This is a genomic window from Arthrobacter sp. TJ-254, assembly GCF_058269175.1.
Genome location: NZ_JBZCNF010000006.1, coordinates 145130 through 167125, shown reverse-complemented (window position 1 = coordinate 167125; position 21996 = coordinate 145130). Strand labels below are relative to the sequence as shown.

Annotated in this window: 20 protein-coding genes, 1 tRNA gene and 1 riboswitch; of the genes, 15 read left to right on the top strand and 6 right to left on the bottom strand. The window is 69.0% G+C overall.

The window, feature by feature from the left end; genetic code table 11:
• Position 1 precedes the first annotated feature (1 nt).
• The 3 genes from AC4D14_RS17105 to AC4D14_RS17095 are packed head-to-tail and all read left to right on the top strand — an operon-like array spanning position 2 to position 3457.
• A complete protein-coding gene (locus AC4D14_RS17105) occupies positions 2 to 1420 on the top strand; it encodes a formimidoylglutamate deiminase (RefSeq protein WP_490903864.1) in 1419 nt (472 codons plus the stop codon).
• Positions 1417 to 2622, top strand: coding sequence for an imidazolonepropionase (gene hutI / locus AC4D14_RS17100; protein WP_490903863.1), 1206 nt, complete (start codon positions 1417 to 1419; stop codon positions 2620 to 2622). Before AC4D14_RS17105 ends, hutI begins: the two co-directional genes overlap by 4 nt.
• Before the next feature lie 52 nt (positions 2623 to 2674).
• Positions 2675 to 3457, top strand: coding sequence for a CPBP family intramembrane glutamic endopeptidase (locus AC4D14_RS17095; protein ID WP_490903862.1), 783 nt, complete (start codon positions 2675 to 2677; stop codon positions 3455 to 3457).
• A 4-nt stretch (positions 3458 to 3461) separates the two neighbouring features.
• Here the strand turns inward: AC4D14_RS17095 and AC4D14_RS17090 are convergent, their stop codons facing one another.
• Complete coding sequence (locus AC4D14_RS17090; RefSeq protein ID WP_490903861.1) at positions 3462 to 4244, bottom strand: glycosyltransferase; 783 nt, start codon at positions 4242 to 4244, stop codon at positions 3462 to 3464.
• Positions 4245 to 4268: 24 nt separating this feature from the next.
• Positions 4269 to 4910: a VOC family protein gene (locus AC4D14_RS17085; RefSeq protein ID WP_490903860.1), complete on the bottom strand. Its 642-nt coding sequence runs from the start codon at positions 4908 to 4910 to the stop codon at positions 4269 to 4271.
• Between the two features lie 107 nt (positions 4911 to 5017).
• Positions 5018 to 5134: riboswitch (SAM riboswitch) on the top strand.
• A gap of 69 nt (positions 5135 to 5203) precedes the next feature.
• Between AC4D14_RS17085 and AC4D14_RS17080 the strand changes: the two genes are divergently transcribed.
• From AC4D14_RS17080 to AC4D14_RS17070, 3 genes are all read left to right on the top strand, one after another.
• Positions 5204 to 6520, top strand: a complete 1317-nt coding sequence (locus tag AC4D14_RS17080) for a bifunctional o-acetylhomoserine/o-acetylserine sulfhydrylase (protein WP_490903859.1) — start codon at positions 5204 to 5206, stop codon at positions 6518 to 6520.
• A 6-nt stretch (positions 6521 to 6526) separates the two neighbouring features.
• Complete coding sequence (metX, locus tag AC4D14_RS17075; RefSeq protein WP_490903858.1) at positions 6527 to 7669, top strand: homoserine O-acetyltransferase MetX; 1143 nt, start codon at positions 6527 to 6529, stop codon at positions 7667 to 7669.
• A gap of 145 nt (positions 7670 to 7814) precedes the next feature.
• Positions 7815 to 8057 carry a hypothetical protein gene (locus tag AC4D14_RS17070; RefSeq protein ID WP_490903857.1) on the top strand — a complete coding sequence of 81 codons (243 nt, stop codon included), beginning with the start codon at positions 7815 to 7817 and terminating at the stop codon, positions 8055 to 8057.
• Positions 8058 to 8174: 117 nt separating this feature from the next.
• On the opposite strand, the gene AC4D14_RS17065 is transcribed toward AC4D14_RS17070, so the two are convergent.
• Entirely contained in the window at positions 8175 to 8987 is an 813-nt protein-coding gene (locus AC4D14_RS17065) for an SGNH/GDSL hydrolase family protein (RefSeq protein ID WP_490903910.1), read from the bottom strand.
• 222 nt (positions 8988 to 9209) lie between these two features.
• On the opposite strand from AC4D14_RS17065, the gene AC4D14_RS17060 reads away from it, so the two are divergent.
• Complete coding sequence (locus tag AC4D14_RS17060; RefSeq protein WP_490903856.1) at positions 9210 to 9884, top strand: alpha/beta hydrolase; 675 nt, start codon at positions 9210 to 9212, stop codon at positions 9882 to 9884.
• Positions 9885 to 9907: 23 nt separating this feature from the next.
• Here AC4D14_RS17060 and AC4D14_RS17055 read toward each other — a convergent pair whose 3' ends face one another.
• Complete coding sequence (locus tag AC4D14_RS17055) at positions 9908 to 10159, bottom strand: RNA-binding S4 domain-containing protein (RefSeq protein ID WP_490903855.1); 252 nt, start codon at positions 10157 to 10159, stop codon at positions 9908 to 9910.
• A gap of 51 nt (positions 10160 to 10210) precedes the next feature.
• Between AC4D14_RS17055 and AC4D14_RS17050 the strand changes: the two genes are divergently transcribed.
• The 3 genes from AC4D14_RS17050 (at position 10211) to AC4D14_RS17040 (ending at position 13743) form a co-directional block, all read left to right on the top strand.
• Entirely contained in the window at positions 10211 to 11299 is a 1089-nt protein-coding gene (locus AC4D14_RS17050) for a DMT family transporter (RefSeq protein ID WP_490903854.1), read from the top strand.
• Positions 11300 to 11446: 147 nt separating this feature from the next.
• Positions 11447 to 12835 (top strand): glycine--tRNA ligase, encoded by a 1389-nt coding sequence (locus AC4D14_RS17045; protein ID WP_490903853.1) that lies wholly within the window; start codon positions 11447 to 11449, stop codon positions 12833 to 12835.
• On the top strand, positions 12835 to 13743 hold the full coding sequence (locus AC4D14_RS17040; RefSeq protein ID WP_490903852.1) for a GNAT family N-acetyltransferase: 909 nt from the start codon (positions 12835 to 12837) through the stop codon (positions 13741 to 13743). The genes AC4D14_RS17045 and AC4D14_RS17040 overlap by 1 nt, the downstream gene beginning before the upstream one ends.
• Before the next feature lie 87 nt (positions 13744 to 13830).
• Here AC4D14_RS17040 and AC4D14_RS17035 read toward each other — a convergent pair whose 3' ends face one another.
• On the bottom strand, positions 13831 to 14646 hold the full coding sequence (locus tag AC4D14_RS17035) for a lysophospholipid acyltransferase family protein (protein WP_490903851.1): 816 nt from the start codon (positions 14644 to 14646) through the stop codon (positions 13831 to 13833).
• Positions 14647 to 14734: 88 nt separating this feature from the next.
• Positions 14735 to 15493: an alpha/beta hydrolase gene (locus AC4D14_RS17030; RefSeq protein WP_490903850.1), complete on the bottom strand. Its 759-nt coding sequence runs from the start codon at positions 15491 to 15493 to the stop codon at positions 14735 to 14737.
• A gap of 205 nt (positions 15494 to 15698) precedes the next feature.
• On the opposite strand from AC4D14_RS17030, the gene AC4D14_RS17025 reads away from it, so the two are divergent.
• The 5 genes from AC4D14_RS17025 to AC4D14_RS17005 all read left to right on the top strand — a co-directional run bounded on the left by AC4D14_RS17025 (position 15699) and on the right by AC4D14_RS17005 (position 21992).
• A complete protein-coding gene (locus AC4D14_RS17025) occupies positions 15699 to 17117 on the top strand; it encodes a YibE/F family protein (protein WP_490903849.1) in 1419 nt (472 codons plus the stop codon).
• A gap of 222 nt (positions 17118 to 17339) precedes the next feature.
• Positions 17340 to 18506, top strand: a complete 1167-nt coding sequence (gene dusB, locus AC4D14_RS17020) for a tRNA dihydrouridine synthase DusB (RefSeq protein ID WP_490903909.1) — start codon at positions 17340 to 17342, stop codon at positions 18504 to 18506.
• Between the two features lie 87 nt (positions 18507 to 18593).
• A complete protein-coding gene (locus AC4D14_RS17015; protein ID WP_490903848.1) occupies positions 18594 to 19877 on the top strand; it encodes a deoxyguanosinetriphosphate triphosphohydrolase in 1284 nt (427 codons plus the stop codon).
• A 97-nt stretch (positions 19878 to 19974) separates the two neighbouring features.
• Positions 19975 to 21864 carry a DNA primase gene (gene dnaG / locus AC4D14_RS17010; RefSeq protein ID WP_490903847.1) on the top strand — a complete coding sequence of 630 codons (1890 nt, stop codon included), beginning with the start codon at positions 19975 to 19977 and terminating at the stop codon, positions 21862 to 21864.
• Positions 21865 to 21919: 55 nt separating this feature from the next.
• Positions 21920 to 21992: transfer RNA gene (locus AC4D14_RS17005), tRNA-Asn, on the top strand.
• Positions 21993 to 21996 lie beyond the last annotated feature (4 nt).

Below are 21996 nucleotides of genomic sequence, written 5' to 3'. Positions count from 1 at the left end.
CGTGAGGCCGGTGTGGTGCGAATCGGCGTGGCGGGAGGGCCGGGGCATCACCGCCGGTGTGCGGGCCCGGCTGCGGAGTGACGGAGCCGTCGACTCTGTCGAAACCGGAGTGCCCGCCGAGGACGGCGACACGGTGCTGCGGGGCGTCGTCTTCCCAGCAGCGGCCAACGCCCACTCCCACGCCTTCCACCGGGTGCTGCGGGGGCGCACCCATGCCGGCGGCCCGGGCAGCTTCTGGACCTGGCGGGAGCAGATGTACGCCGCGGCACGCACCCTCACTCCTGAGCTGTACGAGGAACTCGCCACGGCGGTCTTCGCGGAAATGGTTGTGACCGGCTGGACAAGCGTGGCCGAATTCCACTACGTGCATCACCGAGGGAACGGAACGCCGTACGGCTCCTCCGCCGGAGCCGCGGGCGGCGCAGACCCGAACCCGGCGGACGGGCCGCACGCCATGGAGTTCGCCCTCGCCCGCGCCGCCGAAGCGGCGGGTATCCGGCTGACCCTGCTCGACACCTGCTACCTCACCGGAGGCTTCGGGGTTCCCCTCGAACCCGCCCAAGCCCGTTTCGGCGACGGTTCCGCCGCGGCCTGGCTCCGCCGGCACAGCTCCCTCCGCCGGGCCCTTGCCGGCCGGTTCCCGGAATCCCCGGTTGTCCTCGGGGCCGCGATCCACTCGGTGCGCGCGGTCCCCGAAGCGGCCCTGGCCGAACTCGCGGCAGGGCTCCCGCCCGAGATACCGCTGCACATCCACCTCTCGGAACAGCCCGCCGAAAACGAGGCCTGCCTCGCAGCGACGGGGCTCACGCCCGCCGGTCTCCTGGAGCGCCACGGGCTGCTCAGCAGACGGCTCTCCGCCGTCCACGCAACCCACCTCACCCCCGGGGACATCGGTCTGCTTGGCGGTGCCGGTGCGACAGTAGTGATGTGCCCGACCACCGAGGCCGACCTCGCCGACGGCATCGGGCCCGCCCTTGAGCTGCAGCGGGCAGGTGCGCGCATTGCCCTGGGCACCGACCAGCACGCGGCAATCGATCCCTGGCTTGAGATGCGCACCCTTGAATACGGCGAGCGGCTTTCCTCGGGGCAGCGGTCCCGCTTCACCGCCGACGACCTCCTCACCGCAGGCAGCGGCAACGGGCTTGCCGCCCAGGGCCGCCCGGCCGCCGGGCTTGAGCCCGGACAGGTCTGCGACCTGATGGCGGTCGACCCCGCATCACTGCGCACCGCAGGGAGCAGTCCCGGGCAGCTCGTCTTTTCCGCAACCGCCGCCGATGTGACCGACGTCGTCATCGGAGGCCTTCCCCGGGCCCGCAACGGCCGGCACCTGCGGCTTGGGGACCCCGCCGCCCTGATTGCGGCCGCCATCAGCCACCTCGACGCCGCGGCCTCCGGCGCCGCCAACCAGGAGCAGCAATGAGTTCGACCCTTGTCACCAACATCGGTGAACTGACAACGCAGGACGCCGAGCAGCGGGTCCTCCCGAATGCGGCGGTCGTCCTCGAGGGCGGGAGGATCAGCTGGATTGGGCAGGCAGCCTCGGCCCCGGCCGCGGATACGGTCCACGACGCCGCCGGCCGGGCCGCCCTGCCCGGGTGGGTCGACAGCCACACCCATCTAGTCTTCGCCGGAGACCGCACCGCCGAGTTCGAGGCGCGCATGGCGGGGGAGGCGTACGCCGCCGGAGGGATTGCCGTGACCACCGAGGCCACCCGCCGGACCGGCGACTACGACCTCACCCGACTCCTGCTCGGACGTGTGGAGGAGGCCGCCTCCGGCGGCACCACCTACCTTGAGACGAAGACCGGCTACGGGCTCGACGTCGAGCAGGAGGCCCGAAGCGCGCGGATCGCCGCGGGCGCCGTCGACGAAGTGACTTTCCTGGGGGCGCATCTCGTTCCGGCCGGAATCAGCGCCGACGACTACACGGAACTGGTCTGCGGGCCGATGCTCGAGGCCGTCCGCCCCTACGCTGCGTGGGCCGACGTGTTCTGCGAACGCGGAGCGTTCACCCCCGAGCAGAGCCGGGCCGTACTCGCCGCCTGCCGGGACGCCGGCATGGGCCTGCGCGTCCACGGGAACCAGCTCGGCCCGGGCGAGGGCGTGGCGCTCGCCGTGGAGTTCGCCGCCGCGAGCGTCGACCACGCGAACTACCTCAGCGATGAGGACGTCGACGCCCTTGCCCAGTCCTGGTCCGGCTGGGACGGCGGGGAAGGGCGCGGAACCGTCGCAACCTGCCTCCCGGCCTGTGATCTTTCGACCCGGCAGCCGTTCCCTCCCGCCCGGCGCCTCATCGACGCAGGGGTGCAGCTGGCCCTGGCGAGCAACTGCAATCCGGGCACCTCCTACACCACCTCGATGGCCTTCTGCGTGACCACCGCCGTCCTGCAGATGGGACTGAGCGTCTCCGAGGCGGTCCGTGCCGCCACGTACGGCGGCGCCCTTGCCCTGGGCAGGCACACGGGAACCGACGCGGACGGTGCGCGCGCCGTCGGCTCCCTCGCCGTGGGCCACCGGGCGGACCTGCAGTTGCTCAACGCACCCTCGGTGACCCACCTCGCCTACCGCCCGGGCATGCCCCTGACCGGCGCCGTGTGGCGCAACGGGCAGCGGATCCGCTGACGCTTCATCCCTTCGGCTGTGAATCCGCCGCTTCCGCTGGAAAGATAGGCCCATGCGCGCTCCCACCGCCCCGGCCGGCCGGCTAGACACGGCGCAGCGCCGCCGCACCACCGGCGAAATCCTCCTGGTGCTCGGGCTTTCCCTTGGGCAATCCGCCGTCTATTCGATCGTCGACCTGCTCGAGAAGCTCAGCCGCGGGCCCCTCTCGGCGCAGACCAGCACCCTGAACCCGGTGCTCAACGACCGCGAGTACTTCGACCTCGCCTATCAGCTTCTCGGAATCTTCTTCGCCCTGGTTCCGGTGGCGCTTGTCCTGTTCCTGCTCAGCGCCGGCGGGGGATCGGTGTTCCGGAAGATCGGACTCACCTTCGAGAAACCCGCCGTCGACTTCGGACTGGGACTCGGCCTCGCCGCGGGCATCGGCGTCGGGACCCTCGGGGTCTACGCCGCCGGACGGGCGCTGGGGGTCACGACGGCGATCGTCCCTGCGGCCCTCGACGCCTACTGGTGGACGGTTCCGGTGCTCGTGCTCTCCGCCCTGAGGCACGCACTGCTCGAGGAAGTCATCGTGGTGGCGTACCTCTTCGAACGCCTGCGTGCCCTCGGGTGGTCGGCGCCGGCCATCCTTGTGACGAGCGCCCTGCTGCGCGGCAGCTACCACCTGTACCAGGGCATCGGACCGTTCCTGGGAAACGCGGCAATGGGGCTCGTGTTCGGTTACATCTACACCCGGACCCGGCGCGTCATGCCGCTCGTCGTTGCCCACGCCGCCCTCGACATCACTGGGTTCGTCGGGTTCGCCCTGCTCGGACCGGCAATCGGGGTGGGCGGCTGAGCATTCACGGCAAGTGGGTTGACCCGCCGGGCGGCCCGCCGGGCAAGGAACCGCCGGATCCCGCTCCGGCGCGCAGATGGCGCAGGCCGGTGCGCAGCACCCCGTAACGGCGGATCCTGCGCATCGACGTGGCGACTCTCAGCCGCCGGTCGATGCGGACCGCCCGCCGGCCGAACGTGCGGGCCACCCGAAGGGTGAGCTCGACATCCTCGTCGCGCTCATCGATCGACGTGCGGGGAAAACCGCCCGCGCGCTCATAGGCGGACGAGCGGACGGCAAGGTTGTGGCCGGCGACAATGCGAAGGCAAGCCGGGTCGCGGTGGCGCAGCGCGAGGGCTCCGCGGAGGGCAGGGAAGAGGAAGGCGAGGAGCACGCGGTCAAACCGGCGCCGGTAGGCGTCCGGCAGGGGCACGGACGTGCCGCCCAGCAGTTGCACCGAGGGGTACCCGGCGAACGTGCGGCGGATCCGCGCCGTCCAGTCCGGCCGGGGTTCGCTGTCGCCGTCGGTGCGCGCCACCAACGGAAAACCGTCGGCGATGGCCCTGCGGAAACCGGTGTCGGCCGCCGCGCCGGTACCCTTCTGCTCCTCATCGAGCACCACGAGCGGAAAGTCGCGCCGGAGCCGGCCAAACGCCTCGATGCGCACCCGGGTGTCATCCGACGAGCCGTTGTCCACCACATAGAGCACCATCCCGGTGCGGTCCGACTGCCGGTACAGCGCCTCAAGGGTGCGGTCGATCCCGGGCTCGTTGAACACCGGGACGACGACGGCGAGCCGCTGGGCCATGCCGGACTCCGGGGGAATCCGGTACTAGATCTCGACGAGGCCGTTCGCGGTGTCGAAGGTCACCGACATCAGCCCCGGGGTGCCGTTCGGAGCAATCCACTTGACCGACACCTCGCCCAGGGGCGCTTCGACGGGCATTCCGAGCCACTCGGTCACGCGTGCGCAGGAGCCGGCGATGGTCAGCGAGTCGAGCCGCGCGGTCGCAGGGCGTGCCTGCGAGGGGTGGAGTGCTTCGGTGCCGTCGTCCCAGCGCAGCAGGTAGGGGACCTGCGGATCGGCGATCAGGCCCTTGATGCCGATCTGCTGCCAGGTGAGTTCCTGGCCGTCGGGGAACTTGCGGTTGCCGGGCACGGCGCGCCGGCCCAGGCGCTCTTCGAACGGCGTGAGGTCATCGACCGCGACTACCCAGCCCATCCAGCCGCCGCCTGCTTCGGACCGGGACCGCACGGCCTGGCCGAAGGGTGCCTTGTCCGAGGCGGGATGGTTCAGGGTCTCGACCACCTCGACGTACTGGCCGTTGACGAGGGGCAGAATCATGTTCCGTGTGCCGAAACGGGGGTGGACACCACCCTTCACCGCTTCTACGCCCAGCGCGGCCGAAATACGCTCCGCGGTGGCAGCGAGTCCATCAGGTTCAGAGGCATAAGAAACATGGTCCAAGCGCATGGCTACATAGTGGCACTTTGTGACGCCCGTCTCGACTTAGGAGCACCTTACTTAACGGGAAGTCATATGGGTTGCCGAAATCCGGTCCCTCGGCTTTCATTGAGGCAGGTCATGAGTGCCAGCACACAGCCCCGGCTTGCTGGCCGGCAACCCTCCAACCGCGGTGGGGTGCCCCGGGTGAAGACCAGGCGCAGTGTCACAGGGACGCTGCGCAAGCGCGGGTCCTTACCGATCCACCGTCGCCTCGATGGCGCGGCGTCGACCGGGGCCCCTTGAGCAACAGAGGGAGCGCCATGTCGAGCAACTGGTCTTTTGAAACCCGGCAGATCCACGCCGGCCAGACCCCCGATTCAACAACCGGCGCGCGTGCGCTGCCCATCTACCAGACGACGTCGTTCGTCTTCCCCAGCGCCCAGAGCGCCGCCGACCGCTTTGCCCTCACGGAGCTTGCCCCCATCTACACGCGCATCGGCAACCCCACCCAGGAGGCCGTTGAGACGCGCATCGCCTCACTCGACGGAGGGGTGGGTGCCCTCCTGCTCGCCTCGGGGCAGGCGGCCGAAACCTACGCCATCCTCAATATCGCCGAGGCGGGCGACCACATCGTTGCAAGCCCGAGCCTGTACGGGGGCACTTACAACCTCTTCCGGCACACCCTCAGGAAATTCGGGATCCAAACCACCTTCGTGGAGAACCCCGACAACCTCGAGCAGTGGCGCGCCGCCGTCCGGCCCAATACCAAGGCGTTCTTCGGCGAGGTCGTCTCCAACCCCCGCCAGGACGTGCTCGACATCGAGGGAATCAGCGCGGTCGCCCACGACAACGGCATCCCGCTGATCGCCGATGCGACAGTTTCGACCCCGTACCTCATCCGGCCCATCGAGTGGGGTGCCGACATCGTTGTCCACTCCGCCACCAAGTACCTCGGCGGCCACGGCACCGCCATCGGCGGCGTCATCGTCGACTCGGGCCGCTTCGACTACGGCCGCGACCCGGAAAAGTTCCCCGGCTTCAACACCCCCGATGAGAGCTACCACGGGCTTGTCTACGCCCGGGACCTCGGGGTGGGAAGCGCCTTTGGCGCCAATCTCTCCTACATCCTCAAGGCGCGCGTGCAGCTCCTGCGCGACCTCGGCTCAGCAATCTCCCCGTTCAACGCCTTCCTGATCGCACAGGGCCTCGAAACGCTCAGCCTGCGCATGGAACGCCACATCGCCAACGCCCGCGCCGTCGCGGAGTGGCTTGAACTGCACGACGACGTCGAATCCGTTGCCTATGCCGGACTTCCCTCAAGCCCCTGGTACGAGCGCGGGCTGAAGTACGGGCCGAACGGCACCGGTGCCATCGTCTCCTTCGACATCGCCGGCGGAATCGAGGCCGGCAAGCGCTTCGTCGACGGGCTCGAACTCCACTCCCATGTGGCGAACGTTGGGGACGTGCGCTCCCTGGTGATCCACCCGGCTTCAACAACGCACAGCCAGCTCGGAGCCGAAGCACAGCTCACGGCCGGAGTCCGCCCCGGTCTCGTGCGCCTTTCGGTCGGGCTGGAGAACATCGCGGACATCCTTGCGGACCTCGACGCCGGTTTCCGCGCCGCGAAGGGGGCTTAGCGCGGCGTGAGTGTCTATCCTCCCGGCGCCGCCCGTGCGAGCACCGAGGCCCCGCACCGCAGTGCCGACGGGCTGCTGCGCACCGCGGCGATCGGGGCCCTGGGGCTCGAAACGGGCGGCAGCCTGCCCGAGGTCAGCCTTGCCTACGAGTCGTGGGGGACGCTCGACGCCGACGCCTCGAACGCCGTCCTGATCCAGCACGCCCTGACCGGCAGCTCCCATGTGGCCCGGGGTGCTTCCGACGAGGAAGGGTGGTGGGACCCCCTCGTGGGTCCGGGCAGGGCCATCGACACCGACCGCTACTTCGTTGTGTGCGCGAACATGCTCGGGGGCTGTTACGGCTCCACCGGCCCCACGAGTCCGGACCCGTCGGGACGCCGCTGGGGTTCGCGCTTTCCCTTCGTCACGATCCGCGACTCGGTTGCCGCCGAGGCACGTCTTGCCGACCAGCTGGGCATACGCCGCTGGCATTCGGTGATCGGAGGCTCCCTTGGCGGGGCCCGGGCCCTCGAATGGGCCCTGATGTATCCGCACCGCGTGGCCCGCTGTGCCGTCATAGCGTGCACGGTTGCGAGCTCCGCTGAGCAGATCGCCTTCGGGCAGGCGCAGCTGCAGGCGATCCGGCTCGATCCGGCGTTCGCCGGCGGCGACTACGACGAGGCAGACCCGCCCGCGGCCGGGCTCGGGCTGGCGCGGCGCATCGCGCACATCACCTACCGGTCGGAATCCGAGCTTGAGGACCGTTTCGGCAATGCCGCCCAGGGCGCCGAGCGGCCCCTCGGGGCCGTCCGGTCGGTTGAGCGGGGCCGTTACGCGGTAGAAAGCTACCTCGACCACAAGGCGGAGAAACTCGCCGAGCGCTTCGACCCCAACAGCTACCTCATCCTGACCGAGGCTCTGATGAGCCACGACGCCGCCCGCGGGCGCGGATCGGTGGAGCAGGCGCTCGCAGGGGCCACCGCCGAGTTCCTCATCGCAGCGGTTGATTCGGACCGGCTGTACCTGGCCGAACAGTCCTACCGGCTTGCCGCCGCCCTTCCGGGGGAGGTGCCGGTGTCGCTGATCACCTCGCGCATCGGCCATGACGCCTTCCTCGCCGAAACCGCTCAGCTCGGCCGCCTGCTTGAGCGGGCGTTCTACCCGCGGTAGCTCCAACCCGCGCACGGGGCAACTTCCCCGACGGGCCCGGATTGCCCGTTGGGTTTGTCCGGGATCGCACCTAGGCTCGGACTGAGCGTGCCGGCATGCCCCCGGCGTGTCTTTTCAACCCTTTCCACTGCAGGAGGAGCTGTTCATGGAACTGAACACGATCGGCTGGAACGAAGAAGCACGCCAAAAGATCCTGCTTGACGCCGACCGCGCGCTGCAGGAGGCGGTGAAAGAAGCGGCGCAGACCCTCGGCGGGCGCAGCCGCGAAGAGGTCTACGAGTTCCTCTTCCAGAAGCTCCAACCCCAGTTCGTCGACTTCCAGCCGGGGCCGGACCTCAGCACGTACGCCGACGCCGTCGCGAACGGCGAGGTGGACGCCGGCAGCTAGGAGGCCGGCCGCCAGGACAGCGGCGGGAGGCCCCGTAGGGCATGTGGAAAACGCCGGGCAGGTGGAAAATGGCGCCACCGCGGTGCGGACGCAGCGCCGGCGCCGGCCGGGCTGCTGCTAGGCGCCCGGTGGCATCCCCGGGCCGAAAATTGCGGAGGCCTCCGGGCGCTTGGGAGCGAGTCCGTCTCCGGACGAGCGGTGGCGCAGCCGGCGCAGCACCCAGGGCACGAAGTACTCGCGCGCCCAGACGAAATCCTCAGCGCGCGCGGTGCGCCAGTTCTTCACGGGAACCGCCTTGGGATGCAGCGGCTCAAGGGTGTGGTTCACCGCGAGCGTGTCGAGGACCATGATGGCGATCGTATGGTGCCCCAGCGGCGAAAAATGCAGGCGGTCCTCAGACCACATCTGGGGATCAACCAGCTCGCGCAGCGCCCACATGTCGGCAACCACCGCCTCGTGCCGTGCCGCAACGGTGCGGAGGTTCTCATTGAAGATCGCGGCCTTGGACCTCACCGTACCGAGAACGCTGTCGCGGACATCCGGGGCGGTGAACAGAACAACCGTCGCGCCCCCGCTTGACAGCTCCTGGACCGCCGCATCGAGGCGCTCGGCAAGGCGGTCGGGGTCTCCGCCGGGCCGCAGCAGGTCGTTCCCGCCTCCCGAAATCGAGATCAGGTCGGGGTGGAGTGCAAGGGCCGGCTCCACCTGCTGGTCGACGATCTGCTGAAGCAGCCGCCCGCGCACCGCAAGATTGGCGTAGGAGAAGCTGCTGCAGCCGCGGCCGAGCTCCTCGGCCACCCGGTCGGCCCAGCCGCGGTTGCCGCCCATGCTTTCCGGGTTCGGGTCGCCGATTCCCTCGGTGAAGGAATCACCAAGGGCCACATAGCGCCGCCACGGGTGCGGCAGGCCGGCGGCCTGGTCGTCGCGCACGGGTTCCGGCGGGAGCTCGGCAGCGGACGCATGGCCTCCCGTCCCGGAGAGGGAGTCGTCGGGCTGCTCGGAGAGTTTTGGTTGCACAATTCCATCCTGCCAAGTCCCTGCCCTCTTTAGCGAGCGAACACCCACCCCGTGACGTGGGCAACGGCCGGCCGGGTGCACCGGCGGCTTCCGCCCGATTCCGCTGCACAGAGGGCTGCGTGCCAGAATATCGGAATGACAAATCCCGGATCCGACGCCGTCTCCGCCCCCGTCTGGGAGCCTGTGGCCCTGTGGTCCAGGCCCCCCGAGCAGCGCGCCGGCACCCCGCTGCTTGTGCTTTTCCACGGCTACATGGCAGACGAAGCTGACCTCATGGGGCTCGCCGACCACCTGCCCGGAGAGTTCACGGTGGTGTCGGTGCGCGCCCCGCACGCCGCCGGACAGGGCTTCTCCTGGTTCCCGCTCGCACGTGACGCCGACTATTCGGTCGAAGCCGTCGTCGACGCCGTCGCACGGGTGGGCCAGTGGCTCGAGTCAGTGAAGGGACCCCATTCAAGCGTCAGCCTCCTCGGCTTCTCGATGGGTATGGGCGTCGCGACCTCGCTGCTGCGCAACCGGCCCGAGGACTTCGCAAGTGTTGTTGGGCTCTCCGGGTTCGCGGTGCCGCATCAGGAGCACCCGTTCTTCAAGGACGATGCAGTCGCCGCGGCTTCGGTGCCGTTCTTCTGGGGACGGGACCAGGAGGACGCCGTGATCGCACCGGAGATGATCGAGTACACGCACCGGTGGCTGACCTCACACACCAGGCTGACCAAGGTGCTCTACTCCAACATGTGGCACAGCATCAGCCAGCAGGAACTCGCCCACGTACGCGAGTTCCTCACCCTCACGGTGCTCAACCGGGCCTAGCGCCGCCGCCCCGGGGGCCGGTGTCAGCCCTTGAGGATGCGCACGCTCTGCCCGTTGACGCTCACTGTGTCACCGGGATGAAGCTGGCGTCCGCGGCGTTCTTCGATCTCCCCGTTGACGTGGACGAGCCCGTTGTCGATCAGGGTCTTTGCCTCGGCGCCGTCTTCGGCAAGTGAAGCGAGCTTCAACAGCTGGCCCAGCCGGATCATGTCGTCGCGGATCGGGAGGTCGCTGACGTTTTCCGCCGGATTGTTCGCGTTGAATTCGCTGTTCATGTTCCAATTCTGCACGACCGGCCGGCAGTCCCGGTCGACTAAACTTGATCGGTGATCAAACCCTCCTCCCTTTCCCCACTGATCGGCCTGCCGCTGGCGTTGGTGGCCGGTACGGCCATCCCGCTCCAGGGCAGAATCAATGGAGCGTTGGGGAGCGTCCTTGACGACGGGCTTGCGGCAGCCTCGGTGAGCTTCGGCACGGGGCTCGTGCTGATGATCCTCATCTCCCTGGCACTGCCGCGGGGAAGAGCGGGCTTCCGCAGGATTGTCCCGGCGGTGAAGGAGCGCCGTTTCCCACCGGTGTATCTCGCGGCGGGAGCCATTGGGGCGTTCTTCGTGTTCTCGCAGTCCCTGACCATCGGGATCATCGGCGTGGCACTGTTTTCGGTCTCCACCGTCATGGGCCAGGCCCTCAGCGGGCTCCTCGTCGACCGTGCGGGGCTGGGGCCCGCGGGCAAGAAGCCTGCGACGCCCATGCGGATCATCGGCGTGGTGCTGACCGTCGTGTCGGTGGCGTGGACTGTGTCGCCGCGGTTCGGCACCGCCGAGGAGGCATCCTCGCTCGTGCTTCCCGTCCTGCTCCCCGTCGCGGCCGGGATCCTGATCAGCTTCCAGCAGGCGATGAACGGGACCGCCGCCATGCACTACGGCACCCCGATCACCGCCACTCTCGTTAACTTCATTGCCGGATCGGCGGTCCTGTTCGCGGCCTGGGCGCTGAAGGTCCTCCTCGCGGGACCGGGAAATCCGCTGCCCGCCGAGTGGTGGTACTACCTGGGTGGGCCCATCGGCTGCGTGTTCATCGGGCTCGGGGCGGTGCTGGTGCGCACCCTGGGCGTCCTGTTGACCGGGTTGGGGCTGATCGGCGGCCAGCTCATCGGCTCGCTGCTGCTCGACCTCGTCTTTCCGGCGCCGGGCACGGTCGTGGTCTTCGCGACCGTCGCCGGCACCCTCCTGACCCTCGGGGCGATCGTGCTGACCACCCTGCCGTGGCCGCGGCGCCCGTTCCGCCGCCCCGGTCCGGTCCCGGCGGGACGGAACGCCGGGAAGTCAGCTCCGGATACGGCGGGTCGGGGCACGGCGAGCCCTGGCGCCGCGGGCTCACCGGAGAGTCCCGGACGCCCGGCGGAGAGCCCGTAGCCAACCGACGCTTATTCGGCCCGGGGCACCGGTGCCGGTAGGCTAATGGACGAACTTCACCACCGGAATACCGCAGTCCCGCTTTCGGATTCCGCCCACCCCTGCGGACCGCACCCAGCGGCCCGCTGACGACCGGAGAACCATCCCATGGCAGCACCCAAATCAGCGCTCGACCCGATCATCTCCCTCGCCAAGCGGAGGGGCTTCGTCTTCCAGTCGGGGGAAATCTACGGGGGTTCCCGCTCCGCCTGGGACTACGGGCCCCTCGGCGTCGAGCTCAAGGAAAACATCAAGCGGCAGTGGTGGCAGTCGATGGTGCGCGGACGCGAGGATGTCGTCGGTCTTGACTCGGCCGTCATCCTTCCCCGCAAGGTGTGGGAGGCTTCCGGGCACGTTGAGGTCTTCAGCGACCCGCTCGTCGAATGCCTCAACTGCCACAAGCGGTACCGCGGGGATCACCTCGAGGAGGAGTACGAGGAGAAGAAGGGCCGCGCGCCCGAGAACGGGCTGCTCGACATCACCTGTGCCAACTGCGGCACCAAGGGCCGCTGGACGGAGCCGCAGCGCTTCTCCGGGCTGATGAAGACCTACCTCGGCCCGGTGGAGAGCGAGGAGGGGATGCACTACCTGCGCCCCGAGACCGCCCAGGGCATCTTCGTGAACTTCAACAACGTGCTGACCACGGCCCGGAAGAAGCCCCCGTTCGGCATCGGCCAGATCGGCAAGAGCTTCCGCAACGAAATCACCCCGGGCAACTTCATCTTCCGGACCCGGGAGTTCGAGCAGATGGAAATGGAGTACTTCGTCGAGCCGGGCACCGACGACGAGTGGCACAAGTACTGGATTTCCAACCGCTTCGACTGGTACACCGACCTCGGCATCAAGCCCGAGAACCTGCGCCTCTTCGAGCACCCCCTGGACAAGCTCAGCCACTACTCCAAGGGCACCACCGACATCGAGTACCGGTTCGGATTCCAGGGTTCCGAGTGGGGCGAGCTCGAAGGCATCGCCAACCGCACTGACTTTGACCTCTCGACCCACTCGAAGCATTCGGGCACCGACCTGAGCTACTTCAACCAGGGCACCAACGAGCGGTTCATGCCGTACGTCATTGAGCCGGCCGCAGGCCTGACGCGCTCCTTCATGGCCTTCCTCGTCGATTCGTACACCGAGGACGAGGCGCCCAACGCCAAGGGCGGCGTCGACAAGCGCACGGTGCTCAAGCTCGACCCGCGCCTGGCCCCGGTGAAGGCTGCGGTGCTCCCGCTCAGCCGCAACGAGGACCTCTCACCGAAGGCGAAGGAACTCGGGGCGCAGCTGCGCAAGACCTGGAACATCGACTTCGACGACGCGGGCGCCATCGGCCGCCGCTACCGCCGCCAGGACGAGATCGGGACCCCCTTCTGCATCACCGTCGACTTCGAGACCCTCGAGGACCAGGCGGTCACCATCCGCGAACGCGACACCATGGCGCAGGAGCGGGTTTCCCTCGACAAGGTCCAGGGCTACCTCGCCGAACGCCTGATCGGCGCCTGATGCCGCTGGAATACCGTGCCTGGCAGGACGGGGACGACCTCGAGCTGCTGCAGCTGTGGGGCGGGCCGGAATCGGCTCCCTCGGAGCAGTTCCGCGGCTCGTTCCGCCCGCCGTCGGACACCCCGTGGAACCGCTGCATCACGGCGGTCGACAAGGGCATTCCCGTGGCCGCCGGATTTGTCTACGAGACGGCGCTGCACCCCGAGCGGCTCTGGTGCTATGTCGAGGTGGCGCAGGACCACCGCCGGGCGGGGGTCGGTTCCACGCTGCTGACAATGCTGCGCCACGAAGCGGAGACGGCGCCCTCCGGCGTGCCGGCGCTGCGCAGCAAGGTGCAGCCCGGAACCAGCGGCGCGGCCTTTGCCGCGGCCGTCGGCTTCTCGACGATCCAGCGTTCCCGGATCCTCGTCGTGAGTCCGGGTGCCCTTGCCGCGCCCCGGTTTGATGACGCCTCCGGGCCGCAGCTTGAGGAAGCGGCAACCGGGTCCGTCGAGCTGACCCGGGCCGTCGCCGACTTCTACAACGCCGTCCACGGCTGGGACCGCGCCGACATGACGCTCGGGCGGGCGCAGCAGCTGCTCCTCGCCGATTCGACCGGTGCGGGAGGGGCAATCGTGCTGCGCGACAAGCCAAAGAACGACGGCGGCAGGATCGCGGCGTTCGCCGTCAGCTACACCTCCGCGCGCACCGACAACCCGGCCGATGTGCTGCTGGGCTACGACACAACGCTGCCGCCGGCCGAGCAGGAGGCCGCGGTCGCAACGCTGCTGGCGATGCTTGTGCACCAGTACCCGGTGCAGCTTGAAGTCGACGACTCGATGACGGCGCTGGTGAACGTCCTCGAGCCGCTGCTTGCGGCCGGGAGCGTCTCACCCGCGGCGCCGGAGACGCTCGTCATCGGCGGATAGCAGGGTCGGCGGATAGCAGACAGGGCAGTCGGCAGGACCGGCAGCACCGCCCGCCCGCCGGCGGCCAGGCGGTGGTACACGCCGTGCTCAGCCCCGGCTGTGCCGTCCGGTCGCGGCGTCGTGCTGGTCGGCGGCGATGCGCTCGGTCTCGGTCATCGCCCCGCCGCCAAGATGCGCCGGCTGCCACCAGGCGCCGGGCTCCGGGGTGATTTCAAAGTCCGCAATGCCCCGGTTGATCCCGTCCTGCAGCTCCGCGCGGAGCTTCTCGGTCTCGGCGGCCACATCGGCCTCCGCAGTGTGCCAGATCGGCTCGCTGATGTGCACGCGCACAGGGGACCGCCAGGCGCGGCGGAGGGAGAAACCGTGCCCGCGGGTAAGCAGGCGGTGTGAACCCCACACCGACACGGGAATGATCGGCACCCCCGCTTCGGCTGCAAGCCGGACCGGACCGGTCTTCAGCGGGCGCACCGTGAAGCTGCGGCTGACCCCCGCCTCCGGAAGGATTGCGACATACTCACCGGCACGCAGCTTCTGGAGCGCGTCAGCATAGGCCGCGGCACCGGCGCTGCGGTCGGTCACGACATGGCCCAGGGCGTGAACCACGGGGCCGAGGAAGCGGTTGGACGCCGCGGCCTTCGTGATCATGTAGCGCATCTGGATGCGGGCATGGCGCCACAGCACCAGTTCGGCGAAGGCGAAGTCGAGGTAGCCGAAGTGGGTGATTGCCACCACCGCGCCCGTACCCGGAACCGCGCGCCGGGAGCGGCCGGCCGCCGGCTCAGCGGGCAGGAGGTTCTCGGTTCCGCTCACTGCGACGCGCAGCCGCAGCGCCCACCGGAGGAAGAGGCCGGTGCGGACGATGAAGCGGTAAAGCCGGTCATTGGGTTGGAGCTCGCGTGCCATGGTCAAGCACCCCGTTCTGGGTTGGTTATTGGAAAAGCCGCTGCCGGAGGTGGGGCGGGCTGATCGGCGCGGACGTGTCCGGTGGCGGTCACAGCGTGATCCCCAGGGGCTCCTCGTGGTTCAGCAGGGTGTCGGCAAGGCGGAACCGGGCCGGATCCACGGCGGCGCCGGTGTCGGCGGCGAAGGCCCGCACCACGAACGACGCCGTCATTGAATGCCAGAGCCCAACCTTGCGGAACATGAAGTGCCCCGCATTGCGAAGCCGCACGTACCGGACCGACGCCGCAATCGGCAGGGCGCGCTCGGCAAACAACAGTGACTGGCGCGCGCTCGTCCACCGGTCGGCATCGCCGTGAACGATCAGCAGGTGCCGCCCGCGCACCTGCTCGACCGGTGTCCTGCTTTCAAGCCACGGGGCGAGCGCCGCCGCTGCACCCACCTGCGGATGATCGGCCGCCAGAAGGGCCACAAGCCCGCCCATCGAGTGGCCCACCAGATACACGGGCACCCCCGGATGTGTTGCGGCAATGCGTTCAAGAGCCCACTGGGCGTCGCGCAGAGCCGACATCTCGGACCCGTTCCAGCCGCGCACCCGGTTCCGCAGCGACCACACGTCAAGGCCCTGCCCGCCCGCCCACCGGTGGAGAAGCTCGGCGAACGGAATCATCCGCGCCGGGCTCAGGTGCCTGCCGCGCACGGGATCGAAGCTGTTCGCCCTTCCTCCGTGAAGGACCAGTGCCACACCCCTGACGGTGCCCCGGGCGCGCCGGACGGTGAGGACCGGTTCAACCGCCGGCCCGGCGGCGAAAGGTGTATCGAAGCCCTGCGTTCTGCTTTTCCGTTTCATCCCCGGCTCCAACCCATTCCTGCCGACCTTCCGTTGGTTTTCTCGTCTGTCACATACTGCTCTCTACCCACTTACCGCGTTTCTAAGCCTAGGAGGCGCATGGCGCGTGTCTACCCTGCGTAGAATCCGTAGCAGCAGCGCGGGCCCGCGGCGGATTCCACGTCCGCCGCACCAACACCGCACCGACCACTTTCAAAGGAAGTCCGTGGGCACAAGCCACTCCACCACCGGCAATTCGGAGCCGTCGCCAGCAGCGATTGCCGCGCGGCGCCGGGCGAATGCGCTGCTTGCGGCGATCCTGGTCCCGGTGGGACTGCTCACGATCGTCGGGATGTTCCTGCTGTGGCCCTCGGGGGATGCTTCGACGATCTCCGTGGCCAACCCCTATGCCACAGCCGAGGGCGTCGCCTTCGAGACGGGAACCGTCCAACGCGTTTCGCTTGAGGACTGCCCCTCGTCGCAGCCCACCGTCGACGCCGGCGGCGAGGCGCTCAGCTGCACCGTCGCCTACGCCGCGCCGGACGCCGGAGGCCCGCTCGTGCCGGTCGAGGTGACCCCCGAACTCGCCAAGGCAAGTGTTGTCGGCGTCGGCGACCGCATCCGCTATCTCGACCTTTCCGGGGTGATCCAGGGCGGCTCGGCCCCCTACGTGTTCGTTGACTTCGTGCGCACCGTGCCCATCGCAGCGCTCGCCGTCCTCTATGCCGCCGTCGTGATCGCTGTGGCACGCTGGCGCGGGCTGCGTGCCATCCTCGGTCTGGTGGGGGCCCTGTTCATCCTCGCCCAGTTCATCCTGCCCGGGCTGGTTGAGGGCAAACCTCCGCTGCTGCTCGGGCTTGTCGGCTCGGTCATGATCATGATCGGGGTGCTCTACTTCGCCCACGGGTTCTCGGCAAGGACCTCGACGGCCCTGCTCGGCACTGTCTTCGGCCTGGCCATCACGGCGCTTCTCGCCGCCTGGTCAACCGATACGGCGCACCTGACCGGGGTCGGCGACGAGAACGCCTACACGCTGGTCAATGCCTCGGACCAGCTGTCCATCTCGTCGATCATCCTGTGCGGGCTGATCATCTCCGGCCTCGGCGTGCTCAACGACGTGACGATTACCCAGTCCTCGGCTGTCTGGGAGCTCTACGAACTGGCACCCTCGACGTCGGCCCGGCGCCTGTTCGCCGGCGCAATGCGCATCGGCCGCGACCACATCGCCTCAACCGTCTACACCATCGCCTTTGCCTACGCCGGGGCGGCCCTGCCGGTGCTGATCCTTGTATCCCTCTACGACCGCGCCCTCGTCGACACGCTGACCAGCGGAGAGCTCGCGGAGGAGGTGGTGCGCACGCTCGTCGGATCGATCGGGCTCGTCCTCGCCATCCCGGTCACAACGCTGATCGCCGTGCTCGTGGTGAAGGCCGTCGGCAGCCGCGGTGCGGCAGGCGCCGAACCCGGCCATCCCGGTCACCCGGCCCACCCTGCGCATTCGGCGCATGAGGAGGTCAACGCCACGGTCCTCGCAGCGGAAAACGCCCGCGCCCTCTCGGAAGGGCACACCCTGACCGCCACCGGGCCCGGACCCGATCCCGTTCAGCAGGGCCGGCGGGCGCTGCGGGACCCGCAGCCGCGCTGACCACGCCGGCAGGCTGACCATGCCAACACGCCTGGCCGCGCGGGCGTGCCGGCACATAACGCGGCGGGCCCGCCGGAACGCGCCTAGGGATGCCGGATCCCCCGATTTGCCCGCACTTGCGAGAATGGTTAAGTGACTGCTGTATCAACCCGGACCGCCGGGCCCGCCCCAAGCCCCGCCGACACCATTGACGCCGCCGCAGCCTCCGGCTCCGCCGACACGATGTCAGGGCCGGTGGACCGGCTCGACCTTCCGCCGCTGCGCCTCGGCCCGATCACCGTGGATACCCCGGTGATCCTCGCCCCCATGGCCGGCATTACCAACAAGGCGTTCCGCCGGCTCTGCCGCGAGTACGGCGGCGGACTCTACGTCTCCGAAATGGTGACCTCCCGCGCGCTCGTCGAGCGCAGCCCCGAGTCGCTGCGCATCATCTCCCACGACGACGACGAGAAGGTGCGTTCGGTGCAGCTCTATGGCGTCGACCCCGTCACCGTCGGGGCGGCCGTGCGCATCCTGGTCGAAGAGGACCGCGCCGACCACATCGATCTCAACTTCGGCTGCCCCGTGCCCAAGGTGACCAGGCGCGGCGGGGGAGCGGCCCTGCCCTGGAAGATCGACCTGTTCACCTCCATCGTGCAGACCGCCGTCCGGGAGGCTTCCCGCGGGGGCCTTCCGTTGACGATCAAGATGCGCAAGGGCATCGACGATGACCACCTCACGTTCCTCGAGGCCGGACGCATCGCCCGCGACAGCGGCGTCGCCGCCGTCGCCCTCCACGGCCGGACGGCCTCCCAGTTCTACTCGGGCAAGGCCGACTGGGCCGCCATCGCCGAGCTGCGCAACGCCCTGCCCGACATCCCGGTCCTCGGCAACGGCGATATCTGGAGCGCCGAGGACGCCGTGCGCATGGTCCGCGAGACCGGCGTCGACGGCGTCGTCATCGGACGCGGCTGCCAGGGCCGGCCCTGGCTGTTCGGTGACCTGATGAACGCGTTCGAGGGCAGCGCCGAGCGCCACCGGCCCGGGCTCGGCCAGGTGGCCGAGACCGTGTACCGGCACGCGGAACTGCTCGTCGATGCGTTCGGCAACGAGATGATGGGGCTGCGCGACATCCGCAAGCACATGGCCTGGTACTTCAAGGGTTACGTTGTCGGAGGGGAGCTGCGTGCCAAGCTTGCCACCGTTCCCACCCTGGAGGTGCTGCGCGCACTGCTTGAGGAACTCGATGCCGAATCGCCCTACCCCGGCGCCGACGCGGAAGGCCCGCGCGGGCGGGCAGGCACCCCGAAGAAGACCTCCCTGCCGCAGAACTGGCTCGACTCGCGCCGTCTCGACGACGCGCAGCAGGCCGACATCTCGGCCGCCGAACTCGACGTTTCGGGCGGCTGACCGGCCCGTGGCAGCTCACTCGGCAATCCGGCCCAAAGCAGCTCCGGCCGCGAAGGCACCCCACCCAGCGGAAGGTAGAAAGGTTAGATGAGCTTCCCCCTCGCCCCCCTGACCGACGGATACACCGACGCCGACATGCACCGGTGGGTCGACGAACCGGCCAAGAGCTCGCACCGCTCCGACTTCGAACGCGACCGGGCACGGGTGCTTCACTCGTCGGCCCTCCGGCGGCTCGGAGCCAAAACCCAGGTTGTCGCCCCCGACACCGACGACTTCGTGCGCACCCGGCTCACCCACAGCCTCGAGGTCGCCCAGGTGGGCCGCGAACTCGGCCGCTCGCTGGGCTGCGATCCCGACATCGTCGACGCGGCGTGCCTCGCCCATGACCTCGGCCACCCGCCCTTCGGCCATAACGGGGAGACCGCCCTCAACGACATCGCCCACGGCATCGGCGGCTTCGAGGGCAATGCGCAGACGCTGCGCCTGCTGACCCGCCTCGAACCGAAGATCATCCGCGCCGACGGCACGCCCGCCGGGCTCAACCTGACGCGGGCAAGCCTCGACGCTTCGTGCAAGTACCCGTGGACGGCCGCGGGGGCGCCGGTCCTGAACGGGCACCGGACCTCGAAGTTCGGAGCGTACGAAGATGACCTGCAGGTCTTCTCCTGGCTGAGGGACGGGGCGCCCGAGGGCAGGTCGTGCCTCGAGGCCCAGGTCATGGACCTCGCCGACGACATCTCCTATTCGGTCCACGACGTCGAGGATGCGATCGTGGCAGGACACCTTCAGCTGCGCTGGATGGACAGCCCCGACGCCCGGGCGCGCGTAGTGGGCTACACCCGCCAGTGGTACCTGCCCGGCAGCGACCCTGCGGCCGTGGACGCGGCACTGGCACGACTCGAGAAGACCGCGGTGTGGGTCCGCGAGGCGGACGGCAGCCGGCGCTCAATGGCGGCCCTGAAGAATATGACCAGCCAGCTGATCGGCCGGTTCTGCCTCAGCGCGCTCGCGGCAACCCGGGCCATCTACGGCACCGATCCGCTGACCCGCTACGCGGCGCAGATGGTGGTGCCCGAGGAGACCCTCTTCGAGATCGCCGTCATGAAGGGCCTCGCCACCACCTACGTGATGACGACGGACCAGCGCCAGCCGGTGTATGAGCGCCAGCGGGAGGTGCTCGCCTCCCTCGTCGCCGAGATCGCAGCCAACGGCGAGGCCTACCTCGAGCCTTCCTTCGCGGCCGACTTCCGCGAGGCCGCCGACGACAACGCCCGGCTCAGGGTGGTCATCGACCAGGTCGCCTCCCTCACCGACGGCTCGGCATTGGCCCTGCACGAGAGGATCGTCGGTCCGGTCCCGTCCCTCTGGTAGCGGGAATCGGCCCAGCCCGCACGCCCGGCCCCTGGTGGTGTTCCACATCTCCCCGGCGGACGGCGGGCGGCAACCGCTGCGGGCTTAGACTGTTTTCATGGCCGGACTCATCAAGCGTGAAGACATCGATGAGGTACGCCAGCGCACCGATATCAAGGAAGTCGTCGACGGGTATGTGACCCTGAAGTCCGCCGGTGTCGGCTCGTGGAAGGGCCTCTGTCCCTTCCACGACGAACGGTCCCCGTCCTTCCACGTGCGCCCCCAGATGGGCTCGTACCACTGCTTCGGCTGCGGCGAGGGCGGCGATGTCATCTCGTTCCTGCAGAAACTGGATCACACCTCCTTCACCGAAACCGTTGAGAAGCTTGCCGCCCGGCTCGGCTATGAACTGCGCTACGAGGACGGCGGCACCGGGCCGCGCAGGGAGGACGTCGGCAAGCGCCAGCGCCTGCTCGACGCCCACAAGATCGCGGCCGAGTTCTACCGGGACCAGCTGCTCACCCAGGGCGCGGCGGCGGGCCGCCAGTTCCTGCAGGAGCGCGGATTCGACCGCGACGCAGCAGCCCACTTCGGCGTCGGCTACGCACCACAGGGCTGGGACACACTCCTGAACCACCTCACCGGGCGCGGATTCACCTTCGATGAGCTCAAGCTGACCGGAATGTTCAGCGTCGCCTCGAACAACGCCTCACGGCTCTACGACCGCTTCCGTGGCCGCCTGATCTGGCCCATCCGCGACATTACCGGCGACACCGTGGGCTTCGGCGCCCGGAAGCTCTACGAGGAGGACCAGGGGCCCAAGTACCTCAACACCCCTGAAACCTCGCTCTACAAGAAGTCGTCGGTGCTCTACGGCATCGACCTTGCCAAACGCGAGATCGCCAAGACCCGCCAGCTCGTGGTTGTTGAGGGCTACACCGACGTCATGGCCTGCCACCTGGCCGGCGTGGGAACCGCCGTCGCCACGTGCGGCACGGCGTTTGGGGCCGACCACATCAAGATCGCCCGCCGGCTGCTCTCCGACGACGGAACCGGGGGAGAGGTGGTTTTCACGTTCGACGGCGACGAGGCGGGCCAGAAGGCCGCTGTCCGCGCGTTCGAGGAAGACCAGCGGTTCATCGCCCAGACCTATGTCGCCGTCGAGCCAACCGGCGCCGACCCGTGCGACCTGCGGCAGACCCGCGGCGACGACGCCGTCCGCTCGCTCATCGCCGACCGCAGGCCGTTGTTCGAATTCGCGATCAAGGCGTCCTTCGCCAACTTCGACCTCACCACGGGGGAGGGCCAGGTGAAGGCGCTGCGCCACGCCGCGCCGATCGTCGCCCGGATCCGTGACGTGTCCCTGCGCTCGACCTACACCCGGGAGCTCTCCCGGTGGCTCGGAATGCAGTTCGTGGGGGAGGACCAGGTGGCCAGGGCTGTTGCGGCGGCCGCCCGCCGCGAAGGCTCCGCCGGTGCGGAGAAGGCGCGGGGGCCCGTTCCTGCTGCCGACGCCGAGCCCGGGCCGCAGCAGTTCCCCCGGCCCGATCCGCGCGACCCTGTGGGACGCATGGAACGCGAAGCCCTCGAAGTGGTCCTGCAGCAGCCGGGGCTGCTTGAGCCGGCGCAATGGGAAGGATTCGCGCAGGCGCCGTTCTCCGTGCCCGTCTACGCCGCCCTGCACAGTGCGGTGCTTGCCGCGGGCGATCCCGGAGCGGACACCGCCCAGTGGATCGAGCGGGTGCGCCGGGAAGTCCCCGACGTGCTGCGCCCCATGGTCAGCGAGCTGGCCGTCCGGCCGCTGCCCGCGAAGGATGCCGACGCGATGGTGATCTACTGCCGCGACATCCTCAACCGGCTGGCCGAGCTGCGGATCACCCGCCAGAAGGCCGAGAAACTGGGCCAACTTCAGCGCATGGACCCGAACTCCGATCCCGTGCTCTACAACCAGCTGCAGCGCGATCTGATGGAGCTGGAAATGCAGCGCCGGCAGCTCCGTCCGGACTGATCCAGCGCCAATTTCACTTCACCCCGATTCGTATGTAAAGTTGTACCTGCCGCTTTCCTCCGTAGCTCAATTGGCAGAGCATTCGACTGTTAATCGAAGGGTTACTGGTTCAAGTCCAGTCGGAGGAGCAAC

What these genes read in the sequence shown, in the direction of transcription:
- AC4D14_RS17040 (WP_490903852.1), top strand. Translation starts at nt 12,835, where the DNA reads ATGCCGCTGGAATACCGTGCCTGGCAGGACGGGGACGACCTCGAGCTG.
- AC4D14_RS17085 (WP_490903860.1), bottom strand. Translation starts at nt 4,910, where the DNA reads ATGCGCTTGGACCATGTTTCTTATGCCTCTGAACCTGATGGACTCGCT.
- dusB (WP_490903909.1), top strand. Translation starts at nt 17,340, where the DNA reads ATGTCAGGGCCGGTGGACCGGCTCGACCTTCCGCCGCTGCGCCTCGGC.
- AC4D14_RS17030 (WP_490903850.1), bottom strand. Translation starts at nt 15,493, where the DNA reads ATGAAACGGAAAAGCAGAACGCAGGGCTTCGATACACCTTTCGCCGCC.
- AC4D14_RS17015 (WP_490903848.1), top strand. Translation starts at nt 18,594, where the DNA reads ATGAGCTTCCCCCTCGCCCCCCTGACCGACGGATACACCGACGCCGAC.
- AC4D14_RS17035 (WP_490903851.1), bottom strand. Translation starts at nt 14,646, where the DNA reads ATGGCACGCGAGCTCCAACCCAATGACCGGCTTTACCGCTTCATCGTC.
- AC4D14_RS17055 (WP_490903855.1), bottom strand. Translation starts at nt 10,159, where the DNA reads ATGAACAGCGAATTCAACGCGAACAATCCGGCGGAAAACGTCAGCGAC.
- hutI (WP_490903863.1), top strand. Translation starts at nt 1,417, where the DNA reads ATGAGTTCGACCCTTGTCACCAACATCGGTGAACTGACAACGCAGGAC.
- AC4D14_RS17060 (WP_490903856.1), top strand. Translation starts at nt 9,210, where the DNA reads ATGACAAATCCCGGATCCGACGCCGTCTCCGCCCCCGTCTGGGAGCCT.
- dnaG (WP_490903847.1), top strand. Translation starts at nt 19,975, where the DNA reads ATGGCCGGACTCATCAAGCGTGAAGACATCGATGAGGTACGCCAGCGC.
- AC4D14_RS17090 (WP_490903861.1), bottom strand. Translation starts at nt 4,244, where the DNA reads ATGGCCCAGCGGCTCGCCGTCGTCGTCCCGGTGTTCAACGAGCCCGGG.
- AC4D14_RS17095 (WP_490903862.1), top strand. Translation starts at nt 2,675, where the DNA reads ATGCGCGCTCCCACCGCCCCGGCCGGCCGGCTAGACACGGCGCAGCGC.
- AC4D14_RS17080 (WP_490903859.1), top strand. Translation starts at nt 5,204, where the DNA reads ATGTCGAGCAACTGGTCTTTTGAAACCCGGCAGATCCACGCCGGCCAG.
- AC4D14_RS17045 (WP_490903853.1), top strand. Translation starts at nt 11,447, where the DNA reads ATGGCAGCACCCAAATCAGCGCTCGACCCGATCATCTCCCTCGCCAAG.
- AC4D14_RS17070 (WP_490903857.1), top strand. Translation starts at nt 7,815, where the DNA reads ATGGAACTGAACACGATCGGCTGGAACGAAGAAGCACGCCAAAAGATC.